We start from the raw sequence: 12,922 nt of genomic DNA, 5'->3' as shown, positions 1-12,922 counted from the left end.
TCTGCCCTAACTTATTTTTCCATCATCCGAATCACCCCAGCGCCTGCTTCACGGCGCCGCTGTTCGCCCGGATGAAGTTCATGATCGCCTTCCCGCCCACGCCTGTGTCGAGACCCTTCGACACGAAATCGCCGGCATCGATCGCGTTCACGACCTTGATCTGCGGCGCAGCACCACCGCCCCCGGCCAGTCCGCCGTTCCATCGGTGACGCGGGTCGCTGCGGGTCAGGATCTCCTCACCCTGCTCCGCAATGATCGGCACCTCGTTAGGCTTCAGCCCCGCAATACCGCCGGTGTGATACCGGGCCGCCGCGGCGAATACCTCGGGCGAGATGTTCCGCGTGCCGCTGCGCTGGATGCCTGGCAAGCCGCCTGAGTGGTTGGTACCGACGGATATTGGAGCAGGCACCGCAACACCGAATGCGGCCAAAACACACTTTGCGATATTGAACGCGATCTGCTGCAGGATCATCTGGGCGATCAGCCGCAGGAAGTTGCCTGCGAAATCCAGGAACGCGTCCTTCAACGCGCCGAACGCGTTCTTCCCGTCCGAAACGGCTTTCAGGAACTGATCCACGGCCGAGACCAACGTGCTCTGAAACGCCTGTGCGATCTGCTCAGCATTCAGATTGAGCACCGTTCCCCACTCCACCGACGACTGTTTCGCGATGTCCAGCTTCCGGATGATCGCGTCGATCTGCCCGGCCGTCAGTCCCAGCGGGTTGTCGCCCGGCGACAGCGACCGGTAGAACGCCGTCGCCCGGTCGATCGCGACCTGCAACTCGCCGTTCACCTGCCCCAGCAGCGGCAACAGGTCGTTCGCCTGCGCGTCCAGCCCGTTGTCCCGGAAGAACGTCACCTGCTCCCGCAGCGCGTCACGCTGGGCAGTCAGATCGTTCACCGGGTTGTCGACCGCCGCGCGACCGGCCTCGAACGCATCCTTCGCATGTTGCGCGTCGAAATACGCGCCGGTGACCTCTTTCAGCTTCTCCAGCCGCAGCTTCAGCCCGGCATCCTCGGGATCGACACCCGCCTGCCGTGCCGCCTCCTGCTCGCGCAGCACGGCGTCTTCGATCGCGGCGCGGCGCTGAGCTGCCAGCAGCAGCGCGCCGGACAGGTTCACCTGCTCCTGCAGCTGCACCGTATCCTGCTCGGTCTTCTCGCTGGTGGCGTCCACCTTTGCCAGATACGCGTCGCGCTTCTCGGCCAGCTTCTGCTGCGCGTCGTCGTAATTCCCGATCGCGTCAGCCTGGTCGACCTGGAACCGCGACTTCCCGTCAGCCGGGAACAGCCCCTTCGTCGGGTCGACCGGCTTCCCGTTCACCGTCACCGTGTAGTGCAGGTGCGCGCCGGTCGAATTACCGGTGTTCCCGCTGCGGCCGATCAGCTGCCCGGCGTTGACCTGCTGGCCTTCCTTCACGACGTTGTTGTCCGACAGGTGGCCGAACTTCGAAATCACGCCCTTGCCGTGGTCGACGTAGACGAACTTCCCCAGCTTCGAGTCATAGCCCGTCTCGACCACCACGCCGTTCGCCGGCGCCTTGACGGGGGTGCCCACCGGCACGGCGAAATCGATACCGCGGTGGAACGCCGACGCACCCTCCTTCGGAGCGGCCCGCGCACCGAACCCGGACGAAATCCGACCGTCGACCGGTGCCTGAAACACTGTCTGCTTGGCCAGCCGCTCCCGTTCGCGCTTCTGCTCGTCGGCCAGTCGCTTGGCCTCATTCGCCTCGCGCTTGCGTTCGTCGGCGGCCTTCTTCAGTGCAGCCGTCCGCGCCTCCTCGGCTTTCTGGGTGATGTACGCCTGTTTCGCGGCGTCGCTGGCGAACTTGAAATTCTTCTCGACGTATTCGGTCGCCTCACGCCGCGCCGCTGCGGCCGCCTCCGCTGCCGTCTTCTCGGTCTTCGCCGACTCGGCCACGGCACGCAGGTCGGCCGACTGCTTGGCCTCCAGTTGCGGGCGATTGGCGACCGTGTCGCCCTTCGCGTTCGTGTTCTGCGCGCGGGTCAGCGTCTCGTACTTTTTTTGCAGCGCGGCCAACTGCACGCGACGATCAGCCAGGTCGCGATCGATCGTCGGCGCCAGTGCCGGGTTGTTCCGCCGGCCCCGCTCCAGGTTGTTGATGACCGTCTGCGCGTTGGCGATCTGCGCGCTGATGTCGGCAGCGGTGGTGACGCCGTCGATTTCCCGCAGCGCCTGCGATGCCGCCTTCGCGAGACCGGCCAGCAGTCCTGCTGATACCTTGATCGGCGCGGTATCCGACAGCACGTTCAGGAAGTCCTGCCACGCGCCGCTCAACGACCGGGTGGCGTCCGCCCACGGCCCGCGCATCTTGTTCGCGGCATCTTCCTGCCGGTCGCTGAATATCCGCAGCGCCTCATTCCGCGCCTCGGCGGCCCTGCCCTGGTCGAACAGCGACTTGATGTTGTCCCGCTGCGTCGCCGTCAGGAAGTTCGTGGCGTCGTCCAGTTTCTGGACCGCATCGTAGCCGCCGGTGAACGCGTCAGCGACCTGCTTCGCGGCATCCGTCACCTTGATGCCCAGCACCTCGCTGAGATCCTGCGCTGTCCGGCCGAACTCCTCCAGTCGCGACTGGTCGATGCCTTCGTTCACGAACGTCTTCACGACCGCGACCGCATCGGCCGCCGACAGCCCGTATCGGTCCAGCGCCTCGGACGCGGCGTTCAGCTTCGTGACACCATAACTGCTGCCGTCGGCGGATGCGGCCAGCAGCCCCATAAACCCGCGCAGCCGTTCCGCCTCGTCGCCGGCTTCCTTCAGGTGCAAGTGCCTCATAGAAGAGTACTCCGATGTCTTCCTGAGAGTGCGCCTTCAGCGTGTCACGGATCGACAATCCAGCAGTGACCCAAGTTGCGAACCCGCCTGCAACCTCTGCCGATGGCCTACCTGTGGTCATCGCGACGACCGTTCGCGACACCGCCGGATCGACAGCCATCACTGAAACGGCATGCGCGATGTCGTCAACACCGATCGACTTTTTGCCTGCAAGAGCGGCGAAAGCAGATGGATGTAGCTTAATGATGTCTCGGATCTGATCGAGCGTTAATGGGCGGGCCATGATATCTCCACTCCTTGTCGGAGTGATTCATTTAACACGCCATCGTTGTTCAACCCAATTTCAAGGGAACAAAGGCGCAGTATCTTAAATTCAACTTTGCCCTGCATTTAACCTGTTAAGTTGAATGTTGGGCGTCAGTGAATTTTTAACTTGTTATTCCTCAATATTAGTAGGTAAAAGATGCTACCGACTCAGATAAGGAGTCGCCGCGGACGGCAATCCGGGTAGCAGGTCACGAGATCAACCAATCCGCGCAAGCGGTGACTTTGGTCGGGTGACGATGGGGAGTCTCTGACTCGTCGTGTCTGCTGCACGATATTGCCGCCCATCGTCATCCGGCCACCAATGGCAAACAAGGCGGCCGGGCTTCCTATTCAGCAGGACCCAAAGCTCATGATCCAAGAAATCACGCAGAACACCGTTCGGGAAACGATCGCGAATATGGCGGCAGCGCCTGCGACCGGAGACTACGCCGATGACTGCGCCACTGGGCGGCGGTTAGCAGATGCATTGTGTCAGGCGATGAATGAGCAACAGTTTCCGGGAACCTTAGGCGCAGTAATTCGGGAAATGGTGACTGGCGGAACATTCACCAGCGTGCACGTGGGCTTGTTCAATCGGATTGCCGAGCGAGCGATGATCGCCTGATAGAAAAATGGAGATCATATGCCGCGAGTTGAATTTCTCAGCCTCCGCCGCGTCATCGAGGCTTGCGGCATCTCCAAGAGCGAGATTTATTGAAAGATCCGCTCGGGATCGTTTCCCAAGTCATACCCTTACCGCGACAGTCCAACGCGTCGGTTTTGGCTATCGACGGAAATCGCTTCTTGGCAGCAATCACAGCTGGACGGCGGTGACTTCGATGGTCTCCTGTAATTCGGAGCACTGCTGAAGATGTGTTATTAGCTGCGGCACCGACAACAACCCGGAGAACAGCATCATGGCCGCAGCAACCGCATTGAAGGAAGCCGCCCGAGCAACTGGCAATCGCACAGCTGAGATCGACCGGAAGAGGTTGACCGATGGAATGATCAACTGGTCGCCGTTGGGCGCGCTGCCAGATCCTGTAGTCCAGGAAGATGGCGTCGCGCCGCTCAAAGCAATTCATCAGATCACCTATGGCGCTGGCCAGACAGCCTTTCCCGGCATGGTTTTCATCCCGATTTCCGTCGCAGAGCGAAAGGATCTTCTAAAAGGCACATTCCCGCCGGCGGAAGAACCGGGTCCTGCGGATCTCGCACTATTTGATAAGGGCAGCGATTTCGGCTGACCTTGCATCGCGCTTTCAACGTCTTCGGCCCCCGGTCATCTGATCGGGGGCCTTTTCTTTATCGGGGTCTGCGTCGGCCGCGGTCACTCTATTCCGATTTGTGCACCAACGTTCGGGAGCATGGGCCATCCTGCCTCGCTGTCACCGCCGTCGCTCGTCATTATTTGAAGATCGCACTGGCAGTATGATGAAATTCATAATTTTGCTACGCGCCAACAGACGGCATCAGTTCTACATTTTGGTAAGATTGACCCCGGTAAATCACTGTAATGTTTACTATATTGAATTTTTAGCCGTGGTGCATTTGTCATTTACGCGACACTTTATGTATGACTAGGGTAATCCTACCCGCCTAAATGCAACAAATGTTAACAAGATCGACCATAAGGAAATGTCTTGCCAAAGCAATTAGCCATCTTATGCTATAAATGACATTTTGGCGGGGGCGCGAATCTATGAATACTATCCATGGACTATCAGCGATGGCCTTGACCGCCACTTTAACCGGATGCATTGCTGGTCCGGAAAAGTATAAGGCGATTGGGGCAAACACGCCGGCTGTTGAAGCGTACCGGTTAACGAATTTCGGAACCGAAAGCGCTTCGACGGTGAGAGGGTTTGCCAACATTGCAGAAGGAACGGAGACCAGTATCGATACAAAGAGCGTATACACTCCTGCACAAATTGGTGGGAAAGAAGATTGGCGCCCGGTTGTTGATGCGGGGATTTACTATGTTGATAATCGATGTCTCGCCTATCTCGACGCTATTTTTTGGGCTAATCGAGCGCGTGAAGGTACGAGCCGCCAACTGGGGTATATTGGAGCGGCTTCAGCCGCGGCTTTGGCGTTAGTTAAAGCAAGTAAGCAACTTATCGGCCTGACACCGCTGGGCATTACATTAGTAGACCAAACCGTTAATAACTTAGGAAAAGGTCTTTTGTTCGATCTACCGCCTGCGACGGTCAAAAAGATAGTTTATAAGCAGCAAGCAGTTTACAAAGATCAAATATCAAAAACTGCGTTTACTACGCGAGTTGCTGCGCTTCAGGCTGTCCATGGATATCTGAGTATCTGTCTTCCGCTATCTATTGAAACGGAAGTAACTGAAGCGATTGAAAGGGCAGATTTCAAACCTATTTCGGTTTTGACGCCGGAACTTAAGACGGAAGACGTCAAAGCACCAGCAGGCCCCGTTGTTAAGCCACCGGTGCCACCGGCCGTCGTGCCTCCAGCTCCGGTACCTGTTCCACCAGTTTTACCTACCAAAGATTTAGATAGTAATCTTAAAGCCACGCTTCCAGTAAACTCATTGCCCTTGATCGTTCAGACACAGGGCGACCGACAGAAATAATCGGAGAGTAATTAGGTTCTGAGGGACCCCAACACCGCCCGGATTAATTGTAGGCGGTTCCCTGTCTGCTTCGAAGTTAGGCTTGGCCAATTCGGCGCGGGCTGATTGTCCCGACGAGGCTGGTGTCGAACGCGCGTTCGCACGACACATAGTAGTTATTGCAGTCGATCAGCGCGATCGGCGCGGTCATGCCATCTTGCGAGCGACGCCCACCACCACGCCCCAGATCTGCACGTGCTCGTCGACGAGAATATCGGTGAAGCCTTCCGCTTCCGGGACCAGCCAGTGCCGGCCGTCGACATAGCGCAGGCGCTTCAGGGTGCGATCACCGTGAACCAGCGCCACCACGATCATCCCCGCCCGCGGCTCCTTGGCACGGTTGACGACGATCAAGTCACCATCGTTGATTCCCACCCCGGACATCGACCGGCCATCGACCCGCATGATGTAGCTTGCTGCCGGATGCTCGACGAGCCAGGCGCCGAGATCGATCGGCTCCTGCATGTCGTCCTGAGCTGGCGATGGAAAGCCAGCCGGCGTGTCGCAGAGGAAGAACGGCACCTCGCGTGGCACCAGTTCGAACGGTACGTCGTGGAGGGTCAGCGCGGGTACGGCGCGGCGTGACGACACGATGCTGAGGCGGGGCCTACCGGAGCGTGTCATCACAGGATCGCTGGGAGCGGCAGTTGCTGATGCGGCGCAGCCAGTACGGCGCGGGCATCCTGCGCGGCGCCGACCGCCTGTCGGTAATGGACGGTACCGTACCGCTCGGCATCGTCGAAACCTATCGGTGCCATTCCTCGGAGGGATAGACGTTCTCGTAGATGGCACGGGCAGCCGCGCGCAGTTGTAGGTCATGCTGCATTTGGTCCTCCAGCGATGTCGATCACCGCGGGGCGGCGCAGGCATAGCTAGGCCGATCCCGGATTGATTCGCAAGAACATTGCAAGAACGAAAGTGGGATGCCATGAGTACGATCGTTGAAACGAAGGGCCCGACATGACCGATCACGACGACCAATCCGACGCGCAGCTGCCATTCGGGCGGTGGCTTCTGACCCAGCGTGATCGCGGGGATTGGGTCGATGGCATCGCCGACGCTGCCCGTGCCGATCGGACGTTCCCGAAGAAGGGAGATCCCGAAGCCGTGCGCGCCTACCTTCGCAAGCAACAGGCCGATGGCGACGCCTTCGCCGCTCTGGACGACGCTGAGAACGATTGGATGTCGTTTTAACGGGCCGAAACATGGAGGTAGCGTTCGCTCTGGTCGCTCTGGTCGCCTTCCATGGCGGCTGCGCGTGCGAAGCATGGCAATCGACGTTAGATGGCCTGCGAGCCGCTTCCCTCGACCAGCAGGCGACGGCAGACGCGTGGGTCAGTTTGACCAACTGCCTCAACCGGATCATAAACGAGGTTACGATTCACTGATGCCGACGTCACTACGACGTGTTCAGCTAATGGCCGTCCAACCTACTTCGCTGCATCTACGGCAGCGCAAAACGCGAGCGTATTGAAGGGCGATCGTAACGCGTGGAAACATGGGTTGCGATCGGGCGAACATCGAGTGTTGCGGTCGCTCGTTCGCTAGCAGCAAAAATCATGGCTTCTTTATCGCCTGACCTAGCCGCCATAGAATATAAAGGGGGTCATCCTTTAGAGCCGCTAATTCATCCCTTTTTTCCGCTATTTCTTTTAAAACTGAAACTGCGCCTGCCCCTCCCGCAGCTGCTAGGATTGCAGCCCCCATGCCGCCGCTTAGATAAGAGGTTAGAGCCAAACCTGCCGTCGCAACCGCTGCCCCAGCAATCTTAATATTAGAGCTGCCGGCTATACGATTAAATGATCTATTGATCTTTGCGATCTTAGGCTCGACCGTTTCGTTGAGACAGGCTTGAGCAGATTTTTTATCAGTCAAAGATAGTTCGGTTAGGGTGTCGAGCCCTTGTCTAAACTCGATTAGCAAATCGCTCTCATCATCCAGAATTTTAGAAAAATCTGAGAATGAAACGCCCTTTATAAATGGTAATGAAATTTCATCTGATAGCGCTTGAGCATGCGTGGGATTGAAAGAACGGCGAAAGGCGGCGTCAGTGACGAGCGTATCAGCGGGTGCTCGATCTTCACCCGAGACAATCCACGCATCTGCGGGAGTATTGCGGGCGGCCGGCAAGGCTTTCCAATGAACCCCGCCCTTATTCGTTCTCTCTCCACTGTCATACATTACCATGCGGGACGGGGACACTAGCAGCCGTCCTTGCGCTATCAGAGAGGCTAATTCGATTAATAGACGGTCTACTTTATCTCCCCCGGGCATAAAAAAGCCGGGGTTCACTTTTTTGTTATTTAAAGAAAAATGCATCTTTTCAACTTCGGAGTTAGGTATTGTCACCTTAACTTCACCATCGCTAAAAATAGGACTATTAGGTCCGGGTATCACAAAACTACCTGATCCATCTCCGTCCGGCATCTCGAAAGATACAAATTCATTCATTAAAAGAGAAATTTTGATTGAGTCTTCGGCTTCAGGCGAAGCACCGCATTGAAATATGCCAATTCTCCTTCCGGATCGAGACATAGAAATAAGGGTATCTTCAAGAGATTAAGCATATTCAGATGTATAGTCACTGCTTCCACGCCGAGCTGCATCGGCTAGCCTAATATGCGCCGCTGCTAGTTGGTTCGTCTCCAAGCGCCAGTCCTCCCGATCCCGATTCGTTGAGGTAGACGTTACATTAGGGCCCGGCGGAGATGGAACAGTGGAGAACAAGAATTTCTTAGCTCACGAACTTTACCTCCACAATCGCCTTCATCAGCACGCCCCGAGGCACCGGCACGCTGACTGACGTGTACCCCATGTTCTCCGCCCGCCGCTGACCATACAACCCAATCCACTGCCGCCCATGCTGACGCCACGCGCGCTGGAACGAGGGCACCGGCGCAGGACGCAGGTAGCCGCCGGCGTATAGGCATAAGCGATGAAGCCGCAGGCCAAGGGTGTCTGCAGCCAGCGCGACCGCAGTGATTGGGTCGACGGTATCGCCGATGCCGCCCGCGCGGACCGCACCTTCTCCAAGAACGGTGACCCGGAGGCGATGCGCGGCCACCTTCGTAAGCAGCAGGCCGATGGCGATCCGTTCGCAGCCGTCGACGACGCTGAGAGCGACTGGACGACGGCGTAATAAAATGATCGGCGCCGTCCCGATCTTCGTGCTATTACGGATGAAATGGCGCTAGGTATCAGCTGGCACATGTTCAGCCGCAACCTTGCCTTCCGTCGCAGGCTAAAAAGCATTGAACCTCCATCAGTTACCCAGCGTTGCGCAGGTAAGAGGAGTTGGTAAGATGGGTGAAGGCACCAGCAGTCCTATTCTCGGTATCCTGCTTGCCTGCGTGGCGGCATCGATCTTCCTTGCGGCCCTCGGGATATGGCTCAAACGAAAGGGCAAGCTGACGTCCAGTAAAGCAGCCCTTGCTTGGGCTGTCTTCACGATCGTGCCCCTCTTTGGAGCCGGATTTGCGATGATGACCAAGCACAGCGTCGAGATTGCAAACGGTGAGACGCAATCAGGCGTCAACGAGCCACCTCCGACCCGTTAAACGCTGTGGAGCAGTGTGGCCGTAGCGCCGTGCCTTCTGGGCTGCTTGGCAGCGGACGCACACCCACCGCGTCAATCGTTAAAGACAATCAACTGATATGGGGTGATGGACTAGGCCGGCCCTGACGCACTAGCTTATTCGGCCGGCCTCTTCAGTAGACGATCCTGCCGACCGAATAGAAACGCGACGGACACCCATATCTGCCGGGCGCGCGAGCCCATCGGCCCCTCAGCCTGGTCATATTGCACCAAAGCGCGCTCGACGGTCGGCTCGCCGCTATCGGCCAGTTCGGCCGCCTTTTCGATGACTTCACCAAGCATGGGGATGCCATGACAGCCCTGCGGTTAAAGTGGTGGCAATCGCTACGGTAAATCGTCCAGTTACGATCTCGTTGCCCTTAGCGGCTATGTCCCTCAGGCAACACGGATTAAGCCTTTCCTAACCGGCTCGGGGTAGCCCGATCAGACGCACTGACCATAGGCCCGACATGCTTCAACTCGTCTACATCAGCACCACCGTCGACAAACCGAGCACCGACGACATTCTTCGCACCTCACGTCGGAATAACGCACGGGATGGCCTGACCGGGCTGCTTTACAGTGACGGCAAGCAGTTCATGCAGGCATTGGAGGGTCCTGCCGACAAGGTCGAGGCAGCCTATGCCCGTATCAAGGCTGACCCCCGTCACCGGGCAGCGGTCATCCTATCGCGACGTGATGTTGAAACCCGGGAGTTTGGGCAGTGGGAAATGGCGGCGCGTGCCCCGGGAGAGGAAAGCGAGGCCTTCCTGGCCCGTGTTGAGCAGCTGATCGTCAACGCCGACCGGAATGTTCAGGCAACCTTCGAAGGGTTTGCTCGCATCAACCGCGCCGCCTGATACGCCCTTTCCCAGCCAATCTGATACGACAAGCTACGATCACAGTCAGCGGCGAGCAGATGCAGATGCTGGCGGGGGATCGACAGACGCGCGGCAGGCTCTGAAGCAGGGGTCCTGATCGCCCTCCGTGCGGTCGAACATCACAAGCTGCTTGCAATGCTACTTATCGCTTTGTGGCGCCGTATCGAGCCTTGCAAACAGGTCGTCGGCCAAGCCATCGGAAGCAAGCGGTATGGCGCTTCGCAACGCATCCCCGATCAGGAAGCCGGCGTTCCCGTTTTCTGGCCGGTTTGCGCCGACCTTTCTGCGAATGATCCCAAGGGTGTTGCAGCGTGTCCTGATGGCTTGAGAGGAACATCCAAAAGCTGTGGCAATGTCATCGACTGAATCACCGCTTACATAGCGCCTGGCAAGTTCCACGTCTCGCTCACGGCTCCAAAATAGACGATTCACGTAGCTGGGGCTGGGTCAGTATTTGCATCATGCATGAGAAGCGCATGCCATGCGGACTGGCACTTTGGAATGGCGCTCCTTGCTGTCCCCTCGATCGATTATGGGACAGCATGTTTTATTCGTCGTCATCTAAAACGATAGTGATTGTTATATATTAGGCGATTGCATCCTGCGTACTCTGGCCCGCAGCGCAGTCAGGTAGGCACGATGGTCGACCAACTCCTTTCGAAGACGAGTGTTTAAGGCTCGCTTTTTGATGACGTCGCCATTCAACGGTGCAACCGATTTGAATTCCTGTGAGAGATCGGAATACAAACTGTTTGCGGTCAAGCCATACTGCAGCTCAATGGCGATGACGCGATCATGTACTTCTCGGATTTGTCGGACGAACTGAGAGTTTGCGCGTAGCAAATCGAGGGCTTCGCGGGCCAACACATTGTCGGTCATGCGGGGGCACAGCCGTGCTGATCATGAGGAGCAGCCATGCTCGATCCACTTTAAGTAGCCCTACCGATGTGCGGTATTGCGCCGGCACGATGCCGTGCGAGCGATCTAGAAGACCTTGGAGGGCTCCTAAGTTCCAGTCATTGTGAGATAATCTGCTCAGACAGAGCAAAACAGGGGCCGCCTGCCGCTAGACCGACGGCTCCTGTTTTATCCAAGCCTCGAAAGGGTTAGGCGAAGGCGACCTTGGTGCTGCGACGCCGATACCGCGCGGCACCGGCGACCATTCCGAAACCGACCAGCATCATCGCCCAGGTCGCGGGTTCCGGCACCGGCGATACCACGCTCGAGCCAGCGGTCTGTACGGTCAGCCCGGCCAGCTTGAAGGCATCGTTCAGGTTGTCGGGGCCGTTGATCGACGCGCCGATCAGCCACGTGTTGCCCACCGCGTTCATCAGGTTGAACGTCTGCGCTGCGGTACCATTCGAACTGGTATTGGTGCTGCCCGACAGGCTGCCGAACACCGTCGCCTGATTGTAGTTCTGCAGACCCAGATTGCTGTTCCAGCTGGCTGCCGTGTTTCCCCAACCAAGGAACGCATCATTATCGCGGTAGTCGCGGTAAACCACCTGGCCCGACAAGTTCGTGATGGGTGCACCGTACGCATCGGTCTTGGCCAAGGTATAGGCATTGAAGACCCCGGACGTCAGCGTGACCGCCTTGCTGAACTGGAAGGACAGGAACTCCCAGCCGTTGACGTTATCAATCTGATGCAGCGCGCCGGCAGTCGACTCGCCCTGCTGGTAGATACCAAGGCCGTTCGGATCCCATGATGCCACGGCGCCCTGCTTGATGCTGCCGTTGAACTGACGGGACCAGCCGGACACCATTACATCCAGCTTCTCGCCACTCGACGCGGTGGCTTGGTACAGGAACGAATTGCCCCAGGCGACGGCCGGCGTGCCGATCCCGTCATTGCGCAAGTCGAAGGTGAAGTCGGTGGCGCTGGCTGGTGCCGCCGCAAGGACAGCGCCGACGAGATAGCCGATCTTCAGCAGATTGTTCATGATGTCATATTCCCGAATGGTGCCTGACCACCAATCCTGACTTTCATGATCCACGACAATGGGTCAGTTATCTGCACCCATCCCAAAACAGCACGCGGTTTAGTTAACGTTAAGACCTGTATACTTATGATCGGACAGGCGGATTTGCTGATCTCAGGCGTGCAGCTATGCGCCAATGTACTTCGTATCCGACGCAAGGGCATGGCGGGCCAGCCATTGAGCGTTCAGCCCACGCCGGGCACGGGCCAGGACATGATCCTGGAGAACTACCGTTGAAGCCTCCCCGGCGCACCGTCGCAATCATCACAGCAACGATGACGCTCGTCGCCAACCAGTCTGCATTTGCAACCACCAGTTGTCCGACCCATTCCGCCGGCGGGGTCGAACCGACGCTCAGCAACCAGAAGCTGGCCCGTGCCACGACCGAACTGTGCAACCGTCGCTTTGCCGTGCTGCATTCCGCCGTCACGCGAACTCCGCTTTATGTCGCCGAACACCTCACCCGCGCCTCGATCGCTGCCGCGCGCAGCTATGACCTGCGCGACAACCGCTTCCATGCCGATCCTCGACTGCGCTCCTCAGACCAAGGGGAATTGGCGGATTATGTGCGCTCAGGGTTCGATCGTGGTCACATGGCCCCGTCAGGTGACATGACTGAAGCGTCCCGGGTTTCCCGGAGGCAGTTCGGTTTGGGTCATGCCGCCATATCGAGTTCCTTGTGTGCGGCATAGTAGTTGGTTTCGGCTTCGGCGGGGGTGACGTAGCCGATAGGTCCGAAGA

The 12,922-nt window shown here is 58.0% G+C and carries 15 protein-coding genes; 9 read left to right on the top strand and 6 right to left on the bottom strand.

Annotated elements, in window-relative coordinates; all coding sequences use genetic code 11:
* Positions 1 to 31: 31 nt before the first annotated feature.
* Entirely contained in the window at positions 32 to 2,800 is a 2,769-nt protein-coding gene (locus tag ABD719_RS16425) for a peptidoglycan DD-metalloendopeptidase family protein (protein ID WP_344694449.1), read from the bottom strand.
* 676 nt (positions 2,801 to 3,476) lie between these two features.
* Here ABD719_RS16425 and ABD719_RS16420 point away from each other — a divergent pair.
* The 3 genes from ABD719_RS16420 (at position 3,477) to ABD719_RS16410 (ending at position 5,705) form a co-directional block, all read left to right on the top strand.
* The gene (locus ABD719_RS16420; protein WP_344694448.1) at positions 3,477 to 3,731 is read left to right on the top strand and encodes a hypothetical protein; all 255 of its coding nucleotides are present in this window, start codon (positions 3,477 to 3,479) and stop codon (positions 3,729 to 3,731) included.
* A gap of 292 nt (positions 3,732 to 4,023) precedes the next feature.
* Positions 4,024 to 4,353: a hypothetical protein gene (locus tag ABD719_RS16415; protein WP_344694447.1), complete on the top strand. Its 330-nt coding sequence runs from the start codon at positions 4,024 to 4,026 to the stop codon at positions 4,351 to 4,353.
* 482 nt (positions 4,354 to 4,835) lie between these two features.
* A complete protein-coding gene (locus ABD719_RS16410) occupies positions 4,836 to 5,705 on the top strand; it encodes a hypothetical protein (protein ID WP_344694446.1) in 870 nt (289 codons plus the stop codon).
* 186 nt (positions 5,706 to 5,891) lie between these two features.
* Here the strand turns inward: ABD719_RS16410 and ABD719_RS16405 are convergent, their stop codons facing one another.
* Positions 5,892 to 6,368, bottom strand: a complete 477-nt coding sequence (locus tag ABD719_RS16405; RefSeq protein ID WP_344694445.1) for a LexA family protein — start codon at positions 6,366 to 6,368, stop codon at positions 5,892 to 5,894.
* On the opposite strand from ABD719_RS16405, the gene ABD719_RS16400 reads away from it, so the two are divergent.
* Together ABD719_RS16400 and ABD719_RS16395 are read left to right on the top strand one after the other, a co-directional pair.
* Positions 6,362 to 6,517, top strand: a complete 156-nt coding sequence (locus tag ABD719_RS16400) for a hypothetical protein (RefSeq protein ID WP_344694444.1) — start codon at positions 6,362 to 6,364, stop codon at positions 6,515 to 6,517. The genes ABD719_RS16405 and ABD719_RS16400 overlap by 7 nt on opposite strands.
* A gap of 187 nt (positions 6,518 to 6,704) precedes the next feature.
* The gene (locus ABD719_RS16395; RefSeq protein ID WP_344694443.1) at positions 6,705 to 6,938 is read left to right on the top strand and encodes a YozE family protein; all 234 of its coding nucleotides are present in this window, start codon (positions 6,705 to 6,707) and stop codon (positions 6,936 to 6,938) included.
* Positions 6,939 to 7,301: 363 nt separating this feature from the next.
* On the opposite strand, the gene ABD719_RS16390 is transcribed toward ABD719_RS16395, so the two are convergent.
* Positions 7,302 to 8,279: a hypothetical protein gene (locus tag ABD719_RS16390; protein ID WP_344694442.1), complete on the bottom strand. Its 978-nt coding sequence runs from the start codon at positions 8,277 to 8,279 to the stop codon at positions 7,302 to 7,304.
* Between the two features lie 400 nt (positions 8,280 to 8,679).
* On the opposite strand from ABD719_RS16390, the gene ABD719_RS16385 reads away from it, so the two are divergent.
* Entirely contained in the window at positions 8,680 to 8,883 is a 204-nt protein-coding gene (locus ABD719_RS16385) for a hypothetical protein (protein ID WP_344694441.1), read from the top strand.
* 163 nt (positions 8,884 to 9,046) lie between these two features.
* Positions 9,047 to 9,301: a hypothetical protein gene (locus ABD719_RS16380; protein WP_344694440.1), complete on the top strand. Its 255-nt coding sequence runs from the start codon at positions 9,047 to 9,049 to the stop codon at positions 9,299 to 9,301.
* A gap of 134 nt (positions 9,302 to 9,435) precedes the next feature.
* On the opposite strand, the gene ABD719_RS16375 is transcribed toward ABD719_RS16380, so the two are convergent.
* Positions 9,436 to 9,621: a hypothetical protein gene (locus ABD719_RS16375; protein WP_344694439.1), complete on the bottom strand. Its 186-nt coding sequence runs from the start codon at positions 9,619 to 9,621 to the stop codon at positions 9,436 to 9,438.
* Between the two features lie 167 nt (positions 9,622 to 9,788).
* Between ABD719_RS16375 and ABD719_RS16370 the strand changes: the two genes are divergently transcribed.
* Positions 9,789 to 10,178 (top strand): BLUF domain-containing protein, encoded by a 390-nt coding sequence (locus tag ABD719_RS16370; protein WP_344694438.1) that lies wholly within the window; start codon positions 9,789 to 9,791, stop codon positions 10,176 to 10,178.
* Positions 10,179 to 10,778: 600 nt separating this feature from the next.
* Here ABD719_RS16370 and ABD719_RS16365 read toward each other — a convergent pair.
* Positions 10,779 to 11,078 carry a hypothetical protein gene (locus ABD719_RS16365; RefSeq protein ID WP_344694437.1) on the bottom strand — a complete coding sequence of 100 codons (300 nt, stop codon included), beginning with the start codon at positions 11,076 to 11,078 and terminating at the stop codon, positions 10,779 to 10,781.
* A 227-nt stretch (positions 11,079 to 11,305) separates the two neighbouring features.
* A complete protein-coding gene (locus tag ABD719_RS16360; RefSeq protein WP_344694436.1) occupies positions 11,306 to 12,142 on the bottom strand; it encodes a PEPxxWA-CTERM sorting domain-containing protein in 837 nt (278 codons plus the stop codon).
* 272 nt (positions 12,143 to 12,414) lie between these two features.
* Between ABD719_RS16360 and ABD719_RS16355 the strand changes: the two genes are divergently transcribed.
* Positions 12,415 to 12,873 (top strand): DNA/RNA non-specific endonuclease, encoded by a 459-nt coding sequence (locus tag ABD719_RS16355; protein ID WP_344694435.1) that lies wholly within the window; start codon positions 12,415 to 12,417, stop codon positions 12,871 to 12,873.
* Positions 12,874 to 12,922 lie beyond the last annotated feature (49 nt).

It is taken from the genome of Sphingomonas cynarae, assembly GCF_039537815.1.
GTDB lineage: Bacteria > Pseudomonadota > Alphaproteobacteria > Sphingomonadales > Sphingomonadaceae > Sphingomonas > Sphingomonas cynarae.
This window is presented reverse-complemented; position numbering and strand designations above follow the sequence as displayed.

Coding starts and splice junctions, on each gene's coding strand:
- ABD719_RS16425 (WP_344694449.1), bottom strand. CDS start 2,800: ATGAGGCACTTGCACCTGAAGGAAGCCGGCGACGAGGCGGAACGGCTG.
- ABD719_RS16420 (WP_344694448.1), top strand. CDS start 3,477: ATGATCCAAGAAATCACGCAGAACACCGTTCGGGAAACGATCGCGAAT.
- ABD719_RS16415 (WP_344694447.1), top strand. CDS start 4,024: ATGGCCGCAGCAACCGCATTGAAGGAAGCCGCCCGAGCAACTGGCAAT.
- ABD719_RS16410 (WP_344694446.1), top strand. CDS start 4,836: ATGGCCTTGACCGCCACTTTAACCGGATGCATTGCTGGTCCGGAAAAG.
- ABD719_RS16405 (WP_344694445.1), bottom strand. CDS start 6,368: ATGACACGCTCCGGTAGGCCCCGCCTCAGCATCGTGTCGTCACGCCGC.
- ABD719_RS16395 (WP_344694443.1), top strand. CDS start 6,705: ATGACCGATCACGACGACCAATCCGACGCGCAGCTGCCATTCGGGCGG.
- ABD719_RS16390 (WP_344694442.1), bottom strand. CDS start 8,279: ATGTCTCGATCCGGAAGGAGAATTGGCATATTTCAATGCGGTGCTTCG.
- ABD719_RS16385 (WP_344694441.1), top strand. CDS start 8,680: ATGAAGCCGCAGGCCAAGGGTGTCTGCAGCCAGCGCGACCGCAGTGAT.
- ABD719_RS16380 (WP_344694440.1), top strand. CDS start 9,047: ATGGGTGAAGGCACCAGCAGTCCTATTCTCGGTATCCTGCTTGCCTGC.
- ABD719_RS16375 (WP_344694439.1), bottom strand. CDS start 9,621: ATGCTTGGTGAAGTCATCGAAAAGGCGGCCGAACTGGCCGATAGCGGC.
- ABD719_RS16370 (WP_344694438.1), top strand. CDS start 9,789: ATGCTTCAACTCGTCTACATCAGCACCACCGTCGACAAACCGAGCACC.
- ABD719_RS16365 (WP_344694437.1), bottom strand. CDS start 11,078: ATGACCGACAATGTGTTGGCCCGCGAAGCCCTCGATTTGCTACGCGCA.
- ABD719_RS16360 (WP_344694436.1), bottom strand. CDS start 12,142: ATGAACAATCTGCTGAAGATCGGCTATCTCGTCGGCGCTGTCCTTGCG.